Origin of the sequence: Pseudomonas sp. GWSMS-1 (assembly GCF_049847425.1) — a bacterium.
Lineage (GTDB): Bacteria > Pseudomonadota > Gammaproteobacteria > Pseudomonadales > Pseudomonadaceae > Aquipseudomonas.
The window spans coordinates 3,704,865-3,721,724 of sequence record NZ_JBMHHV010000005.1 but is presented as its reverse complement, the minus strand read 5'-3'; the positions used below and the strand labels follow the sequence as shown (position 1 = coordinate 3,721,724).

The window sequence follows — 16,860 nt, the reverse complement described above, 5'->3', positions numbered from 1 at the left end:
ATGAGGTCATGGCCCTGAAGCCATGACCTCATCGCTCGCAAAAGCTCGGATTGAGGGTGTCAAAAGGAGTCGATCACAACTCAGTCGGCTCTTACGGGCTGACCTGCGCGGTATAGCCCAGATCCTGAATCACCTTGCGGATAGATTCCGCGGGTTCTTGGCTGTCTACCGATACCTTACCGGCAGCACGGTCAATCTCCACTTTTGCGGTTTCATCTACCGCCTGAATTGCCTTTGTGATCTTGCTGACGCAACTGCCACAACCCATTCCTGATACCTGTAGAGCGAACATAAATCACCTCGTTGGTTAGGCGGCATAGATGCCGTAACCTGAGCATCGACCTTGACACGATGGTAAGGTCAAGCTTGTTTTTTAGCGCTGGTAGATGTCCTTTCGGAGTTGATGGAATTACTGATACCTGTCAACTGGCTTTAGATTCACGTTCATTTCAGTCGATGCGGATTTTCCGCAGTCTCAATGCGTTGAATACAACCGATGCTGAACTGACGCTCATAGCCAATGCCGCAATCATGGGCGACAGCAAGTGGCCAGTCAGGGGATAAAGCACCCCTGCTGCTAGTGGAATTCCCATGGCGTTATAGATGAAGGCAAAGGCTAGGTTCTGCCGCATGTTTTTTACCGTGGCCACGGACAATGTTCTTGCCCGTAAGATGCCCATCAGATCACCTTTGACTAAGGTCACCTGAGCACTGTTCATCGCCACATCTGTACCGGTTCCCATCGCGATACCCACATCGGCACGAGCCAGCGCAGGGGCGTCGTTGATGCCATCGCCAGCCATGGCTACTCGGCGGCCATAGCTCTGCAGATCGGCAACCAACTTTTCCTTGTCCTGAGGTTTAACCTCGCCATGGACTTCTTCGATACCCAACTCCCTGGCTACAGCCCTTGCGGTTGTAAGTCCATCGCCAGTGGCCATGATGACTTTCACATCGACCTCTTGAAGCCTGGTGACTGCTTGTTTGGAGGTTGGTTTGATCGGATCGGAGACCGCCAGAAGTCCTGCTAGAACGCCATCCACCGCCAAGAAGACAATGCTGATGCCCTCCAGGCGGAGCTGCTCTGCCCGGTTACTCAGAGGTGTGGCATCTACTCCGGCGTCTGCCATCAATGCTGTATTACCCAATTGCAGCTGCCGACCTTCCACTTGGCCGCGCACACCGATGCCGGAGCCCGACTCGAAAGAGTCCGGCTTGGCCAACTCAATACCCTGGGTGCGGGCGTAATCAACGATCGCATGGGCCAGCGGATGCTCACTGCCTTGATCAAGGCTTGCAGCCAATCGCAGCACCTCGTTCGGTTCGAATGGGCCGGCACCCTCTGCGCTGTGGAATACAGGCCGTCCCTCGGTCAGCGTGCCGGTTTTGTCGACGATCAGCGTATCGATCTTGCACAGGTTCTCTATGGCACTGGCATCGCGGAACAAGACACCACTGGTTGCAGCCTTGCCAGTCGAAACCATCACCGACATAGGGGTCGCAAGACCCAGTGCACAGGGACAGGCGATGATCAGTACGGCAACCGCGTTGATCAGACCAAATACCCAGCCCGACTCCGGACCGAACAAGCCCCAGCTGAAGAAGGTGAGGATCGCTATAGCGATCACGCCAAGCACGAAGTAGCCCGCCACGGCATCAGCCATACGCTGCATGGGTGCCTTGGAGCGCTGTGCTCTGGCGACCATCTGCACGATCTGGGACAGCATGGTATCGGCGCCCACCTTCTGCGCTTGCATGACCAGGCTGCCGTGGGTATTCATGGTCGCGCCAATCAGCGTATCGCCAACGCGCTTGGTCACCGGTAGCGGTTCGCCGGTCAGCATGGCTTCATCGACGGCGCTTTCGCCTTCGAGAACAGTACCGTCCACCGGGACTTTCTCGCCGGGGCGTACTCGCAGATGGTCGCCCAGGTGCACATGGGTCAATGGAATATCTTCTTCCTGGCCGTCAGGCTTGATGCGCCGCGCGGTTTTGGGTGCCAGGCCCAATAGCGATTTAATAGCGGCTGAGGTTTGTGAGCGAGCCTTGAGTTCGAGCATCTGGCCCAATAACGTCAGGGAGATGATTACCGCCGCAGCCTCGAAGTAGACACCAATGCGCCCGTCTTGGAAGAAGGCTTGGGGGAACAGCTGTGGGGCCAGGGTTGCGGCAACGCTGTAGAGGTAAGCTGCCGCTGTACCCAGGCCAATCAGTGTCCACATATTGGGGCTGCGATGACGGACTGAGTCGATGCCTCGGGCAAAGAATACCCAGCCGCCCCACAGCGTTACAGGCGTTGCCAAGGCAAGCTCCACCCAGTTCTGCGTTGCGCCATGGAATAGCGTTAACGAGTGGCCGGCCATAGCCAATACAGTCACGATGATCGTGAGAGGGAGCGTCCACCAGAAGCGCCGGGAGAAATCCTTGAGTTCTGAATTCTCCTCTTCCTCTAATTCCGGGATCACTGCCTCCAGGGTCATGCCGCAGATGGGGCAATTGCCAGGTTGTGGCTGACGTATTTCCGGATGCATCGGGCAGGTGTACTCCGCAGATCCAGAGGCTCCAGGTGCGGTAAGCGGTGTTTCATGATGTATATGTTCATCATGCTGGGGACGGTGCACGTAGCGGGTAGGGTCTGCGCGAAACTTCTCCTGGCATTTCGCGCTGCAGAAACGGTATGTCTGACCTTCGTGGCTCTCACTGAATGGGCTGTCTGGTTTGACGGCCATGCCGCACACCGGATCGTGCTGACTTCCATGCTGGTCTTCCTGATGCTTGGAATGCTCATGGTCGAGATGGCACTGGGTGGTGGGCATTAGGCTTACTTCCTATTGTCGTCCTTGGGAATATCGGTCTCGCTGCGATGGGAATGCCCGCCGTGGTTGTGGCCGAACATGTGCATCAGCGGGCACAGCAGCAGAATCAAGTAAGGCAGTACCTGGGAGATGTGGCCAAAATGCTCGCGGGCCACATAAAAAACGCCGATGACAGCCAGCATGATCAGCGCAATGCCAGTTTTGCGTTTCCAGAATGGCAATTCAGAGCCTGGGTGGTGGGAGTGGTCCATGGCTCGATCCTCGTTTGAGTTGAGGCAGTATTGGTGGGACAGCAAATGACAATAGTCTCTACTGCGTCCCAGCAATTGACGTATATCAATCCGAACTCAATGATTAGCGTACGTTCACTTTGCCGACCATTCCCGATTGATAATGGCCTGGGATGTTGCAGGCGAACTCAAGCCCCGTTGCGTTGGTAAAGGTCCATACCAGTTCTTCAGTGGCCCCCGGCTCGATCAAGACGCTGTTTGGATCGTCGTGTTTCATGCCGACCATCTTCATCCCGCCCATGGCATGATCCATGTTGCTCATGTCCTGTGCTCCAGTTGGAGAAAGCGTGCCGTTCTGAAACATTGCTGCCATTTCTTTTTGATGGGCGGCATGTGCGGCTGCCATGCCCAAGTTGAACTCGTGCAGCAGCGAGCCCTCATTCTTGAGTACGAAGCGGACGGTTTCTCCTGCTTTGATATCAATACTCTTCGGCTCGAAAAAGATATCGCCCATCCTGATTTCGATGGTTCGATCCGCTTTTGTGGAGCCCCCAGGCTGACCGATATCGCTTTTACTATGGTTCGGGCTAGCCATGGCTATAGAGGCGGAAAAAACCAGGGTTGTGGTAATAAACAAAGAAGCGAGTTTGGCTTTCATAATAAATCTCGAAAATGGAGTTGTTGGGAACGAGATTGATGTTAATCAGGCGGTGCTGTTAGTAGCCTTACGCGAAAACTACATATCTGAAAGATTCACTAAAGCCAGGTGCGGCCCGGCATTTGCCGGGGCACCGGCTTTTGATTCAACGCATGACGAACTCACCGACCATCCCTGCCTGATAATGTCCTGGGAGGGTGCAGGCGAAGTTGAGGTTAGCCGTGTCGTGGAAGGTCCAGACAAATTCCTTGGTAGTTCCGGGCTCAACAAGGATGGCGTTGGGATCATCATGTATCGCTTGAACGACTTCAGGAATGCCCGGTGGATTGGAGTCCCCTAAGCCTGATCGTTCACGCCAGACAATTGACGTTGCTTTGCCTGTTGGCGTCAGTGTGCCGTCTTTGAACAAAGCAGCCATTTCGCGTTGATGCTCCAGTTGCGATACGGCTTTACCGATATTGAATTCGTGCATCAGCGCTCCTTCATTCTTCAACACGAAGCGGACAGTTTCGCCAGGCTTCACATCGATAGATTTCTGGCCGTAGCTGATGTCATCCATCTTGATGAAAACGGTACGCGTAGCGGGGGTCGCTTGGGCCTGCTGGCCAATGCTGGGTGCGCTGCTGGAAGTTTGCGCAGAGGCTTGAGCTACAGCTGCGAAGAGAAGTGCTGTGACCAACAGTTGTGGGCGTGAACGTTTCATGATGAGACCTCACTGAGGTGGTTGGAAACCTCATGCTATTCCCCGCATCCTGCCGGGGGGCTTACCCCAAAACTACAAATTAGTCAGCTTGAAAAAAATGCGGCACCGTCAAGGTGCCGCTAGGCCAAAGGAGCAATCATGAAGGCCTTGAAGATGGGGAATCCTATGGATGGCACTCTTTATCAGCCATCATCAGCTTGTGCTCACGCATCATTTGCGCGAGGACGTCATCAACCAATTTGTCGTGCCGTTCCATCCACGCGAGATGTTCCTCCGTAGATATGCCGGGAGCAGGATGCTCGTTGTGAAGCTGGCTCATCATCTCGTCGAGCATTTTCATGTGCTCCTTCATATGCACATGGCGCTCGCTGGCGGGAGCCTTTTCCGCCTGAATCAGCACCGCTTCGGCTTTGTCGCGCATGCTCTCGATGCGTTCGAAGATGCGGTCGCTCCCTCCCTCTGCCAGAACAGCTGAAGAAAGCAGGAGCGAACCAGCCAGAAATAAGGGTTTAAGCAGTTTCATAGGGCAGTCTCCTCAGTTGACGCTGTGACTGGGCACCTCTGGTTGTTATTCATTCGAGGGCCAAGAGCACAACCTAGTGCTCATGTCTGCACCCTAGACAAGGCATCCTGACAGAGAGCTGAGGCTAGGATTACATTTGCGTAAGCTTCTGGTTGGGAGGGGGATTTGACTGCACACTCAGGCCACTCAAAATTTGGGAACAGCCCGCATGAAACTTCTGGTCGCTGAAGACGAACCAAAAACAGGCATTTACCTGCAACAGGGTCTCACTGAGGCTGGATTCAACGTCGACCGTGTTATGACGGGAACGGATGCGCTTCAGCATGCACTGAGCGAAGCCTATGACCTGCTGATTTTGGACGTAATGATGCCGGGTCTGGATGGCTGGGAAGTGCTGCGGATGATCCGGGCCGCAGGGAAGGATGTCCCGGTGTTATTTCTGACGGCACGTGACGGTGTTGAGGATCGTGTCAAAGGTCTAGAGCTGGGGGCGGACGATTACCTAGTCAAGCCATTCGCCTTCTCTGAGCTGTTAGCCCGCGTCAGGACATTGCTCCGCCGCGGTAATAGTTCGCCCACGCAGACCACCATGAAAATAGCCGACCTTGAGGTTGATCTGCTGAAGCGCCGTGCCGTACGCAGTGGCAAGCGAATTGACCTGACGGCGAAGGAGTTCGCGTTGCTCGAACTACTGCTGCGCCGGCGCGGCGAAGTCCTTCCGAAATCGTTGATCGCTTCCCAGGTTTGGGACATGAATTTCGACAGCGATACCAATGTTATCGAAGTTGCTGTCCGGCGCTTACGGGCGAAAATTGACGATGAATTCGAGCTGAAACTGATTCATACCGCTCGTGGCATGGGTTACATGCTTGATGCTCCGGAGTCGGAATGAAGCACCTGTCACTGACCGCGCGCATGAGCTTGATGTTCATGCTTGCGGTGATTGCAGTCCTCACAGTGGCAGGCCTGAGCTTCAATGAGCTCAGTCGACATCACTTCATGATGCTCGACCAGCAAACACTGGATGAGAAGCTCGAATCGACTCAGCAGATTCTGAGTAATACACGGAGTCATGCAGACCTTGAAGGAGTGCTGCCTCAGCTGAAAGCGCTATTAGGGGCTCACCACGATCTGGCGGCAGTCATCTTTGCAAACGACGGCACTGTACTTTTTGCCGAGCCACAGGCGTTCAATGTTCCAGAAAAGTACCGCCTCAACCCTGATCACGGTATGTGGGAGTGGGAGGAGAACGGGCACATGTACAGAGGTATGACTGCGCAGGTTTCGACCCCTGATCAGCCCGCGTTCCTTACGGCCCTATTGATCCTTGACGTGACCAATCACGTGCATTTCTTTGAAACGCTGCAGCGGTGGTTCTGGCTTGGCTTGGTCATTAGCGCATTGGTCAGCGCTGCGTTGGGCTGGGTTGTTGCGCGTAGTGGTTTGAGACCCCTGCGACAGGTGACCCTGGTTGCTACGTCAATGTCGGCGAGGTCGCTGAAAGAGCGTATCCCACTGGAGCCCGTCCCCCTTGAACTTCAGCAGTTGGTTACTTCGTTTAATGCGATGCTTGCCAGGCTCGACGACGCATTTGTTCGACTCTCAAATTTCTCTGCCGATATCGCTCATGAGTTACGCACACCTCTCAGCAACCTGATGACGCACACCGAAGTGGTACTCACCCAAAAACGCAACCTCGAAGCCTATGAAGAGAACCTCTACTCGAATCTAGAAGATCTGAAACGCATGTCGCGCATGATCGATGACATGCTGTTCCTGGCTAAATCGGACAACGGCTTGATCATTCCCGAGCAGACGCGCATTGAGTTCAGCGAGGTAGTCACCAAGCTGTTTGAGTACTACCACCTAATAGCTGATGAGCATGGCATCCAGTTGGTTGTGACCGGTTCAGGCAGCGTGCTGGGTGACAAGCTGATGCTGGATCGGGCGATCTCGAATCTGTTGTCGAATGCACTGCGCTATACACCTGCCGGGAAAACGATCTCGGTAACGATCAAGTCGACTGCAAGTGCTATCACGCTCATCGTCGAGAACCCCGGCGAAACCATCAAGCCGGAGCACCTGGATAAACTGTTCGATCGTTTCTATCGAGTAGACCCGGCTCGCCGTGAAGGCAGTCCGAGCAATGCCGGGCTTGGCTTGGCCATTACTCGATCAATTGTTGAGTCCCACAAAGGAAAGATCTGGTGTACCTCCGGCAATGGCATCACTGCCTTCCACATGGAATTTCCCCAGCAACCATCATAGGGGCGTCATGACCAAAGACGAGTTAAGAGCCGAACTTGAGCGACAAGCACAACGCTTTGTCGCTACCGCGGGCGGTGAAATTGTGTTGTACGCCGCGCAGCGCAAGCCTGACCGCCAGCCATGGCGCAAGAAGCCGAGCCTGCTCGATGAGGCTTTTCAGGCCGAAATCCGCAAAATCGAACATCAGCACGACACAAAGGCCTGAGGCGCTTAAATGGCCATTCCCGAGGGTGTCTGCTGGCGTGGAAAAGCTTGGGTGTCGCCAGGGCTGGGGATCTTCTTGGGGCACGCCGGCAGCCATGACCTACATCGACACATGGCGCACCAAGTGACCATTGGCCTTAGCGGTCAAGTGACGGTGCGTGGGCCGTGTCAGGCGCTTACTGCTCCGGCCATCTGCATACAGGCCGGCACGCTGCATCAGATTGAGGGCGCTGAAGTGCTTTCGATATACCTTGATGCGCTGTCGGAAGAGGCACGCGCCATGAGCTGTATATCGGCCGCTCAGTTGGTCTCGATTTCTGTCGGCAATACGTTTGCCATCGAGCGGGTACTTGAAACGCCGGAGGTATCTGCTCATCTGGTTCGTGAGGAGGTTAGGCGACTGCTGGGCCTGAAAACACCGCAGGCAGCTGAACCGCGTATGCGGGCAGTGCTTCAGGCGCTGGAGGAGCGACACGATGATCGGATACGACTGGCCGAGCTTGTGCATCTGTCGCCCACCCGGTTTTCTCATTGGTTCGTTGAGCAAACTGGTCTTCCACTGCGTAGCTATCGCAAGTGGAGCCGGCTAGTCGTGGCGCTACGGTTTGTGTCTATCGGCCACAATCTGACAGAGGCTGCCCATGCTTGCGGATTCCACGCCATTCGGACACTCAGCCCACGCTGATCCGGACACCTGTTCCACGATCATTCGGACAGGCAGTCGGAGCGCAGCGACGCAGGGGTTGCATTGTTAGTCTGAGGCGCCCGGCGCCGTCAATTTCTTCACCCGCTTTCTCATCGACTCGCCCTTGAGGTTGATCCGGTAGGCGTTGTGCACCAGGCGGTCGAGGATGGCATCGGCCAGGGTTGGATCGCCGATCAGTTCGTGCCAGTTGTCCACGGGCATTTGGCTGGTCACGAGGGTCGAGCGCTGGCCGTAGCGGTCGTCCAGTAGCTCCAGCATGTCGCGGCGCTGTTCGGCGGTGAACGGGGCCAGGCCCCAGTCATCAAGGATCAGCAGGTCGGTCTTGGCATAGCCGCTCATCAGCTTGGCGAAGCGCCCGTCGCCATGGGCTAGGCCCAACTCTTCCAACAGGCGCGGCAAGCGCAGGTAACGCACGCTGTAACCCTCTCGGCAGGCCTGGTGTGCCAGGGCGCAGGCCAGCCAGGTTTTACCCACGCCGGTGGGCCCGTTGATGATCAGGTTGAGTCCGTCGCGTAACCACTGACCGCTGCTCAGCTGGAGGATCAGCGCTGTTGCCGCTGACCGAAAACTGACCCAGTAGAGGCTGTTCTGCCGACTGAAAACTGACCCAGGTGTTCAACTGCTTCTGCTCAATTTTTGAGCAGGAGAACACAGGGTGATCAGTATGGAAATGATGGGCAAAATCCGCCGGATGTATTTCCGCGACAAGCTGTCGCTGCATGAGATAGCCAAGCGCACCGGGTTGGCGCGCAACACGATTCGCAAGTGGGTCAGAGCACCTGAGGCCAAGCCGCCGGTCTACCAACGCCGCGCGATCTTCAACAAACTCAGCCCTTTTCACGCCACGCTGGAGCAGGCGCTAAAAGCCGATTCGCTGCGGCCCAAGCAACAGCGGCGCAGTGCCAAGGCGCTGTTGGCGCAAATCAAAGCCGAAGGTTATGACGGTGGCTACAGCCAGCTCACCGCGTTTATCCGTGCCTGGCGAGGGGGACAGGGCAAGGCGTCGCAGGCCTTTGTGCCGCTGACCTTTGCTCTTGGCGAGGCGTTTCAGTTTGACTGGAGCGAGGAAGGCTTGCTGGTCGGCGGCATTTACCGGCGTATGCAGGTGGCACATCTGAAGCTGTGTGCCAGCCGTGCGTTCTGGCTTGTGGCGTATCCGAGCCAGGGCCATGAGATGTTATTTGACGCCCATACACGCTCGTTCGGCTCCTTGGGCGGCGTGCCGCGCCGGGGCATCTACGACAACATGAAGACCGCCGTCGACAAGGTCAATAAGGGCAAAGGCCCCCCGGTGTCAGGCTAGTTGTCGCCTGAGCTGATTTATCAAAACGATAGATCGGGGGCGTCAAAGAGAGCTGTAATGTCGAGCTATTCACCTGAGCGTAAAGCGGCCCTTATCCGTAAATTACTGCCGCCGCAAAACATGTCCGTGGCCGAGTTGTCGCGCCAAGAAGGCATCTCCCAAGCCACCCTGTATGCTTGGCGCACAAAGCTCAAAGCAGGAGGCGCGGTAGTGCCCGGAGACAAGAACAACGCCGATGACTGGCCGGCCGAAGCTAAGTTTGCGGCTGTGCTACATGCCGCTGCCTTGAGCGAGATCGAGCTCAGCGAATACTGCCGCAGCAAGGGCTTGTACCCCGAGCAAATCAGCGCGTGGCGCCAAGCCTGCATCACGGGCCAGATGTCCGCCAAAGCGCAGCTCAAGGCAGAGCGAGATCAAGCACGGGCCGACAAGAAACGCATTACCGAACTGGAGCGCGAGTTGCGGCGCAAGGACAAGGCGCTGGCGGAAACCGCCGCCATATTGGTACTGAGAAAAAAGATGAATGCCTTCTGGGGAAACGACAGCGAGGACGTTTGACCTCGCTGCCAGAACGGCAACAACTCGTTGAACGCTTTAACCATGCCGTCGCCTCTGGCGCGCGCAAGGCGGTGGCCTGCGCAGAGATTGGCCTGTCGCTGCGCAGCCTGCAACGCTGGGCGCTGATGCCTGTTATACAGGCCGATGAGCGCACGACCACGCTACGTCCACGGCCGCTCAACGCCCTGAGTCCTGATGAGCGCCGCGCCATTCTGGAGGTGTGCAACAGCCCGCCATTCGCCAGCTTGCCGCCGAGCCAGATCGTGCCAAGGCTGGCCGACCAAGGCCGTTACCTGGCCTCAGAGGCCACCTTTTACCGTGTCCTCAAGGCCGCCGATCAGCAGCACCAACGCGGCCGCAGCCATGCGCCGCAGAGGCACGCCGCGCCGACCACGCACAGTGCAACGAAGAGTAACCAGGTCTGGTCATGGGACATCACCTATCTGCAATCGCCGGTGCGCGGGCAGTATTACTACCTGTATTTGATCGAGGACATCTACAGCCGCAAGGCCGTGGGCTGGGAGGTTTACGAGCAAGAAAGCGGCGAGCGTGCGGCCGAACTGATGCAGCGTACCGTGCTCGGCGAGCGCTGCGTGGGCCAACCCTTGGTGCTGCACTCGGACAACGGCGCGCCGATGAAATCGGTGACACTGCTGAGCAAGTTGTACGATCTGGGCATCACCCCCTCGCGCGGACGACCGCGGGTGAGCAACGACAATCCCTACTCAGAATCGCTGTTTAGAACCCTGAAATACTGCCCGCAATGGCCGCAGGATGGCTTTGCCGATTTGGACGCAGCACGCAGCTGGGTGCGCGACTTTATCCGCTGGTACAACCATGAGCACCGCCACAGCCGCATCCGCTTCGTGACCCCGGCGCAGCGCCATCGTGGAGAGGATCAAGAGGTGCTGGCCAAGCGTCATGTGCTGTATCAGCAAGCCCGTTTTAAACACCCGCATCGCTGGTCAGGTGCAACGCGAAATTGGCAACCAATCGGCACCGTCACACTCAACCCGGAAAGGGAGCAGCCGGCACTGAAAATAGCAGCTTAAAAACACGGCTGACGCGACAACTACCTTGCAAAACGCCGAGGCCGGGCGGTGAATGCGCGCTTTGCGGTGATGTGCGCGCATTACCTGTTCGATCCGGACTTCTGCAACGTCGCCGCTGGTTGGGAAAAGGGCATCGTTGAAAAGAACGTGCAAGACAGCCGCAGGCGTATCTGGCTAGACGCCCAGGACTGCCAGTTTCACTCCTTCGAGGAACTCAATGCCTGGCTGGGCCAGCGCTGCCGCGCGCTTTGGAACGAGCTGACGCACCCTCAATACAGCGGGCTCAGTGTGGCCGAGGTACTGGAGTTGGAGCGCGCCGAACTGATGCCTGTGCCAGCGCCATTCGACGGTTACGTCGAGCGGCCTGCGCGGGTCTCCAGCACCTGCCTGGTCAGCGTCGGGCGCAACCGTTACTCGGTGCCGTGTGAGTACGCGGGTAAGTGGGTCAGCAGCCGTTTGTATCCGACCCGCATCGAGGTGGTGGCCGATGATGCGCTGATTGCCAGCCATGCGCGCTTGCTGGATCGCGAACAGGTCAGCTACGACTGGCAGCACTACATCCCGCTGATTGAGCGCAAGCCCGGCGCGCTGCGCAACGGAGCGCCCTTTACTGATCTGCCAGCGCCGCTGCGTCAGCTTAAGCACGGTCTGGGGCGTCATGCCGGCGGTGACCGGATCATGGCGCAAGTCCTGGCTGCCGTACCGGTCGCCGGACTCGATGCCGTGCTGGTAGCCGTTGAGCTGGTACTGGAGAGCGGCAGCCTGAGCGCCGAACACATCCTCAATGTCGTGGCACGGCTGACAGCATCCGAACCACCACCCAGCGTCGAAACCCACTTGTCGCTCAAGGAAGCCCCCGTCGCTAACACGGCGCGCTACGACCGCCTGCGTGGCCAGGCCGAGGAGGTCGGTCATGCGTGATTTGATGGCGGAACTCAAGGAGCTGCGCCTGCACGGCATGGCCACGGCCTGGGCGGAGTTAACTGCACAGGGTGAGTCGAACACAGCCTCGTCCAAGTGGCTGCTCGAACACCTGCTGGAACAAGAGCACACAGATCGCGCCATGCGCTCGGTGAGCCACCAGATGAACATGGCCAAGCTGCCGATGCACCGCGATCTGGCCGGCTTCGACTTCAGCGCCTCCAGCGCCGACGCTCGCTTGATCAGCGAGCTGGCCAATCTGAGCTTTACCGACACCGCGCAGAACGTGGTGCTGATCGGTGGGCCAGGCACCGGTAAAACCCACCTAGCCACCGCGCTGGCCGTGTCCGGCATCACCCGGCACGGTAAGCGCGTGCGCTTCTACTCCACGGTCGATCTGGTCAATCTGCTGGAGCGCGAAAAACACGACGGCAAAGCCGGGCGGATCGCCCAGGCACTGCTGCGCATGGATCTGGTCATCCTCGACGAACTGGGTTATCTGCCGTTCAGCCAGGCTGGCGGTGCGTTGCTGTTTCACCTGCTGTCCAAGCTGTACGAACACACCAGCGTGGTGATCACCACCAACCTGAGCTTCGCCGAATGGTCGAGCGTGTTCGGCGACGCCAAGATGACCACCGCCCTGCTGGATCGGCTGACCCACCACTGCCACATCGTCGAAACCGGTAACGAGTCCTATCGACTGCAACACAGTAGCTTGGCGGCCCAGGCCAAGATCAAATCACGGGAGCGAAAGCGTAAGGGCGGCCAAGAACCGGAGGACGATGAGCCGTTCTGATTTCATGGCGACGACGGCCTGCTACATGGCTGCATGTGGCAGGTCTTAAACAACTGAACTGGGCTAGCGAAGGAGTGGGGGCAACAGCAGCTGCGCTGGTAGACTTATCCACAGTTGCTGGTAACAAAATCAGCAATCCGCCCTGGGTCAAATTTCAATCGGCAGGGTGGGTCAATTTTCCATCAGCGCCAACAATCTGTAGTGTTTCAAGTTGAGGCTGTCCCGCTTGAGTCGTCAGCCAGTGCGGATCAGCATCTGGAAGCGCTCCACAAAGAAATCCGCTTGGACTTCCTGTCTTCAATGGGAGAGGCGGAGCGATTCAAGCTGCTCCTAGAAGACATGCCGCATTTGCGGGATAAGGTCGAAGACGAGTACCTGGAGGCCAGGGATCGCAGTTCACGTCTACTCGGACATCTTCGGGCCATCGAAAAGACCCTCAAGACGCTTGCTGCACGATGACCAGATCGCTACGAGACTGGCAACTCAGCTGCATCGACACGGCATTGGAGCACTTTGCCACTACACCGCACTTCTTCTGCCAGGCGACGCCGGGAGCTGGGAAGACACGCATGGCGGCAGAGTTAGCTAGTAGGTTGCTTAAGCAGGACAAAATCGATCTGGTGATGTGCTTCGCGCCATCCTGCCAGGTTGTCGATGGCTTCCGCTCAACCTTTGCAGAGGTACTTGGCAGGCGGCTGGATGGCCAGATAGGCGCTGTGGGAACGGCGTTTACCTACCAGGCCATGGAGCACCGAGATGAGGGGTTCTGGCAGCTTCTTGATGATTACCGTGTGCTTGTGGTCTTCGATGAGATTCACCATTGCGCTGGCCATGATCCGCTTCTCAGCAACGCCTGGGGGCAGCAGATATTGCATCGGATACAAGACCGCGCAGCCTTCACCTTGGCGCTCTCCGGTACGCCATGGCGCTCAGATGACCGGGCTATTGTCTTGGCCCGGTACTCGACGCCAGAAGGGCACTTGATCTGTGACTACCGATACGGACTGAAAGAGGCCATTGCCGATGCGGTATGCCGTTCTCCTCGTATTGTCTTGCTCGACAATCAGAAGGTAAAACTGACCGAGGAAATGGGTCCTGAGAGTACAGTCAGGATGTTTCCCAGCATTGCCAAACTCTTGGGGGAATCGCCTGTCACCTACGAAGAATTGCTGCGCCATGACGACGTGATCAATCAGCTACTCGATCTTGGCTGTAACAAGCTCAATGAGCTTCGCCAAATCAAGCCGAATGCTGCCGGTTTGGTTGTTGCCACTGACATTGAGCACGCTCAGCAAATTGCCCAGGCTCTGGAGTCCAGGGGTGGGGTTTGCTGCATTGTGACCAACAAAATCCCGGATGCGCAGCAGGTGATCAATGCCTTTAGGCAGAGCGCCTCTCCCTGGATTGTCGCTGTCGGAATGATCAGCGAAGGAACGGACATCCCCCGGCTTCAGGTGTGCTGCTATCTCAGCCGCATTCGCACCGAGTTGCATTACCGGCAAGTGCTTGGGCGAGTGCTTAGGCGTACAGGTGAGTCCGATGATCAAGCTTGGCTGTTCATGTTGGCGGAGCCGACGCTGCAGTGTTTGGCTGAGAGAATTGCGGATGACTTGCCGGAGGACTTGGCGGTACTAAACGAGGTACAGATGCCAGCTTCCACTTCAGGCTCAACGCCGAGCTCGATCGAGGCTGCGGACAATATCAATAATCTAGATAACAGTATTGGATGTGGCAAAGAGCAGGCTATTGGGGCTGGAGCTACGAGCACCATTTCACTAGAGGGCTTTTCAGTCGAGCCAAGTCATCAGGTGAGTTTTTCCCAGCATTACAGGCAGCAGTTGTTGGCTTGTTTTTGAAGTGTTGACGCCTAATGGGTCAGGTGAAGTGGGAGTTGCGAGTGTGTGGTTGACCATGTCATCGACTAAGAAATTAGGGGGCGTGGGCATTGATGTTAGGACTCAGACGTTGAGGCATGACTGATAAACGGATCTGCGACGGTTGCAGCGCTGTTGCGCGTGTTGCTTCGATCGGGTGCATGTACCGATTGCGAGGCTTGGTAGATGTTTACGCGCGCACATATGCCGAGGATTAACCTGATGCAAAAGAGAAAGACCCACAAGTATGCCTTGATAGCTAAGCTCTCAGACGAAGCGGTACGCTTGATGACGCCCACGCCAGAGTGGCAGCACAATATGTTCCGCGTTGCGGCGACTAAAGGACGGGAAAATGAGCCTGTTGGCTTCTTGGCCGAGGGCGCTCACCCAGGCAATATGGACACGCCCGGTCGTTAGGGTCGTCATCGTTCATAACGATCATGGGCAGTTTGACAGCCTTCACCTCATTGAGAAGGGCATCCCGGTCAGAAGAACCGTCTAAGCACTTCCTGCCCTCAGCGTATTAAGTAACGAACAAGTCATCGTTAAATTCGAAGAAATACCTTCATCACCAAGTCCGGCACCCATAGTCGGTGATAGGTGTACTAGGATGTTTTAAACGTTTAATTTGATAAAGTAAATCCGGTAAAGACGCGGCTTTCAATCCCGATATTTCGTAGAGGCTGGATTTTTAGAGCTTCAGAAAATTAACATTTTTTATCGAATTCTGTATTTGGTTAATGGAAGCTCTATACCCAACGCCTCGAACAGATTTTATACTCACATTTGATTCTTCGGCGCGTAGTCTTTTACGTAAATGAAAAACTAAGGACTCTACCGCATTATAAGGATTTATTGGCGGGCTCTTGTGTGAATATAGAACGTCTACGAAACATGCTTTGCTCACAACGCGAGGTGAGTTGCTGACAAGAGCATGAAGCACAATCATCTGTTTAAAAGGAAGGTTGAATTTTGTGAGGTTAATTCCTGTTGTCCCTGCCAATGCGTAGGCTGCGGGGCATACAAGCCTTAAATGCTCGATCTCAACAGAGGTCTTTATTAATTGATGTACATGCTTGGCTAGAGCGCTAGGTTTGAAAGGCTTATACAAGTAATCATCTAAGGCTGTGTTGAAATCTTTATCCGGCTTTCGAATAACCCGAGTTGTTGCAAGTACTATGCACGGGATATTAGAGTTTCCAGTAGCGCTCCGAGCGGAAAGTGGAGATGCAGCCTCATAATCAGCCATATCGTTATCGACAATTATTCCTGCGAAGGTGCAGGTATGCATGATTGCGATAGCCTCTCTACAGCTACCTGCTTCAACCACCGTGTATCCGGATGACTCCAGATGCTTGCGAGCCTGGGCGCGGAGGACGGGATGTTCGTGTATTACAAGCAGCTTTGGAGGCACCGATTTATCAAAACGTATCATTTTCTGGCAGCTCATAGATCGTGTTGGGGGAGTCACCGAGCGGTCGCTGTTTCAAAATCACGGCGATCCTGATCCCTCCGCAACGAATCTAGGGGGCTGAGGGGTTGAATTGAAACGATTAGCGCAGTAGCATGGATTTATACATTGTAAGTGCATGATTATGAATAAATAAATTGCAAAACGTGAATTTTGAAACGGTTTTCTGCGGGTTATTGAAAGACGCGGTTAACTGAGACCTCGAACCCGGGGCCATCGGCCCCGGACGACTGCGCCCAAGCCCGCGTGCTCACGCCCTTCTTGCGGCCAGATGTAGTCCCTGCGACAAACCGCTACAATGCGCCGCCTTTTCCTGACTCTTTGCGAGGCCTCGCGCATGAAATTCCGTTTTCTTCTGTGGATGCTGGGCCGCCTGATGGCTAAGGCCAGCCGTGAAAACCCGGCGTTCCAACAGCAATTGGTTGACCGCGACATGGTCTTCCAGCTGCACACCCTGGACGGCAAAGTAGCCCGTCACTTCATCGTTAAAGATCAGCGCATCACCAGCAAGCGTGGCCCTGTCAGCGAGCCAGCATTCGCCCTCGGCTTCAAGGATGCGGCTTATGGTTTCGCCACCATGAGCGCGAAAAACAAGCAGCTGGCCTTTATGCAGGGTATTCAGAACAAGGACATCCAGATCCAGGGCAACCCGGCGCTGGTGATCTGGTTCCAGGGCTTGACCAAATACCTGATGCCGAAGAAGAAAGACGCCGCCAAAAAAACTGCCTGATCCGCAGCTGTGCGCGTCGGCACTGGCCGCCGCGCATGCCTTTCGCT

The 16,860-nt window shown here is 56.0% G+C and carries 15 protein-coding genes and 4 pseudogenes; 11 read left to right on the top strand and 8 right to left on the bottom strand.

Annotated elements, in window-relative coordinates; genetic code table 11:
- Positions 1-91: 91 nt before the first annotated feature.
- The 6 genes from ACEPAJ_RS20990 to ACEPAJ_RS20965 all read right to left on the bottom strand — a co-directional run bounded on the left by ACEPAJ_RS20990 (position 92) and on the right by ACEPAJ_RS20965 (position 4,930).
- Positions 92-292: a heavy-metal-associated domain-containing protein gene (locus ACEPAJ_RS20990; RefSeq protein ID WP_305589374.1), complete on the bottom strand. Its 201-nt coding sequence runs from the start codon at positions 290-292 to the stop codon at positions 92-94.
- 157 nt (positions 293-449) lie between these two features.
- On the bottom strand, positions 450-2,816 hold the full coding sequence (locus ACEPAJ_RS20985) for a heavy metal translocating P-type ATPase (protein ID WP_090250662.1): 2,367 nt from the start codon (positions 2,814-2,816) through the stop codon (positions 450-452).
- A gap of 5 nt (positions 2,817-2,821) precedes the next feature.
- On the bottom strand, positions 2,822-3,067 hold the full coding sequence (locus tag ACEPAJ_RS20980) for a DUF2933 domain-containing protein (RefSeq protein WP_090250659.1): 246 nt from the start codon (positions 3,065-3,067) through the stop codon (positions 2,822-2,824).
- 103 nt (positions 3,068-3,170) lie between these two features.
- Positions 3,171-3,704 carry a cupredoxin domain-containing protein gene (locus ACEPAJ_RS20975; protein WP_090250657.1) on the bottom strand — a complete coding sequence of 178 codons (534 nt, stop codon included), beginning with the start codon at positions 3,702-3,704 and terminating at the stop codon, positions 3,171-3,173.
- 145 nt (positions 3,705-3,849) lie between these two features.
- On the bottom strand, positions 3,850-4,407 hold the full coding sequence (locus ACEPAJ_RS20970) for a cupredoxin domain-containing protein (RefSeq protein ID WP_090250655.1): 558 nt from the start codon (positions 4,405-4,407) through the stop codon (positions 3,850-3,852).
- A gap of 163 nt (positions 4,408-4,570) precedes the next feature.
- Positions 4,571-4,930, bottom strand: coding sequence for a co-regulatory protein PtrA N-terminal domain-containing protein (locus ACEPAJ_RS20965; protein WP_090250653.1), 360 nt, complete (start codon positions 4,928-4,930; stop codon positions 4,571-4,573).
- A gap of 208 nt (positions 4,931-5,138) precedes the next feature.
- On the opposite strand from ACEPAJ_RS20965, the gene ACEPAJ_RS20960 reads away from it, so the two are divergent.
- The 4 genes from ACEPAJ_RS20960 to ACEPAJ_RS20945 are packed head-to-tail and all read left to right on the top strand — an operon-like array spanning position 5,139 to position 8,087.
- A complete protein-coding gene (locus tag ACEPAJ_RS20960; RefSeq protein ID WP_090250649.1) occupies positions 5,139-5,822 on the top strand; it encodes a heavy metal response regulator transcription factor in 684 nt (227 codons plus the stop codon).
- Entirely contained in the window at positions 5,819-7,198 is a 1,380-nt protein-coding gene (locus tag ACEPAJ_RS20955) for a heavy metal sensor histidine kinase (protein WP_090250646.1), read from the top strand. Before ACEPAJ_RS20960 ends, ACEPAJ_RS20955 begins: the two co-directional genes overlap by 4 nt.
- A 7-nt stretch (positions 7,199-7,205) precedes the next feature.
- On the top strand, positions 7,206-7,403 hold the full coding sequence (locus tag ACEPAJ_RS20950; RefSeq protein ID WP_339732995.1) for a hypothetical protein: 198 nt from the start codon (positions 7,206-7,208) through the stop codon (positions 7,401-7,403).
- Positions 7,404-7,412: 9 nt separating this feature from the next.
- Complete coding sequence (locus ACEPAJ_RS20945; RefSeq protein WP_425917631.1) at positions 7,413-8,087, top strand: helix-turn-helix domain-containing protein; 675 nt, start codon at positions 7,413-7,415, stop codon at positions 8,085-8,087.
- Between the two features lie 66 nt (positions 8,088-8,153).
- Here the strand turns inward: ACEPAJ_RS20945 and istB (ACEPAJ_RS20940) are convergent.
- Positions 8,154-8,672: pseudogene (gene istB / locus ACEPAJ_RS20940) on the bottom strand (IS21-like element helper ATPase IstB); the annotation flags it as partial.
- Between the two features lie 100 nt (positions 8,673-8,772).
- Between istB (ACEPAJ_RS20940) and istA the strand changes: the two are divergent.
- The 6 genes and pseudogenes from istA to ACEPAJ_RS20910 all read left to right on the top strand — a co-directional run.
- Positions 8,773-9,405 (top strand): annotated as a pseudogene (gene istA / locus ACEPAJ_RS20935) (IS21 family transposase); the annotation flags it as partial.
- 63 nt (positions 9,406-9,468) lie between these two features.
- A protein-coding gene (locus ACEPAJ_RS20930) for an IS3 family transposase (RefSeq protein ID WP_236299687.1) occupies positions 9,469-11,021 on the top strand; the annotation gives its coding sequence in 2 pieces (ribosomal slippage) (positions 9,469-9,931 and positions 9,931-11,021; 1,554 coding nt in all).
- Positions 11,022-11,051: 30 nt separating this feature from the next.
- Positions 11,052-11,942: pseudogene (locus ACEPAJ_RS20925) on the top strand (Mu transposase domain-containing protein); the annotation flags it as partial.
- Positions 11,935-12,738 (top strand): IS21-like element ISPst3 family helper ATPase IstB, encoded by an 804-nt coding sequence (gene istB, locus ACEPAJ_RS20920; RefSeq protein ID WP_003459721.1) that lies wholly within the window; start codon positions 11,935-11,937, stop codon positions 12,736-12,738. The pseudogene ACEPAJ_RS20925 and the gene istB (ACEPAJ_RS20920), both read left to right, overlap by 8 nt.
- A gap of 195 nt (positions 12,739-12,933) precedes the next feature.
- Positions 12,934-13,197: pseudogene (locus tag ACEPAJ_RS20915) on the top strand (hypothetical protein); the annotation flags it as partial.
- A complete protein-coding gene (locus tag ACEPAJ_RS20910; RefSeq protein WP_339732979.1) occupies positions 13,194-14,594 on the top strand; it encodes a DEAD/DEAH box helicase in 1,401 nt (466 codons plus the stop codon). The pseudogene ACEPAJ_RS20915 and the gene ACEPAJ_RS20910, both read left to right, overlap by 4 nt.
- Before the next feature lie 709 nt (positions 14,595-15,303).
- Here ACEPAJ_RS20910 and ACEPAJ_RS20905 read toward each other — a convergent pair.
- Positions 15,304-16,047: a response regulator transcription factor gene (locus ACEPAJ_RS20905; RefSeq protein ID WP_274087005.1), complete on the bottom strand. Its 744-nt coding sequence runs from the start codon at positions 16,045-16,047 to the stop codon at positions 15,304-15,306.
- Between the two features lie 373 nt (positions 16,048-16,420).
- Between ACEPAJ_RS20905 and ACEPAJ_RS20900 the strand changes: the two genes are divergently transcribed.
- A complete protein-coding gene (locus tag ACEPAJ_RS20900) occupies positions 16,421-16,813 on the top strand; it encodes a helicase (protein ID WP_425917628.1) in 393 nt (130 codons plus the stop codon).
- Positions 16,814-16,860 lie beyond the last annotated feature (47 nt).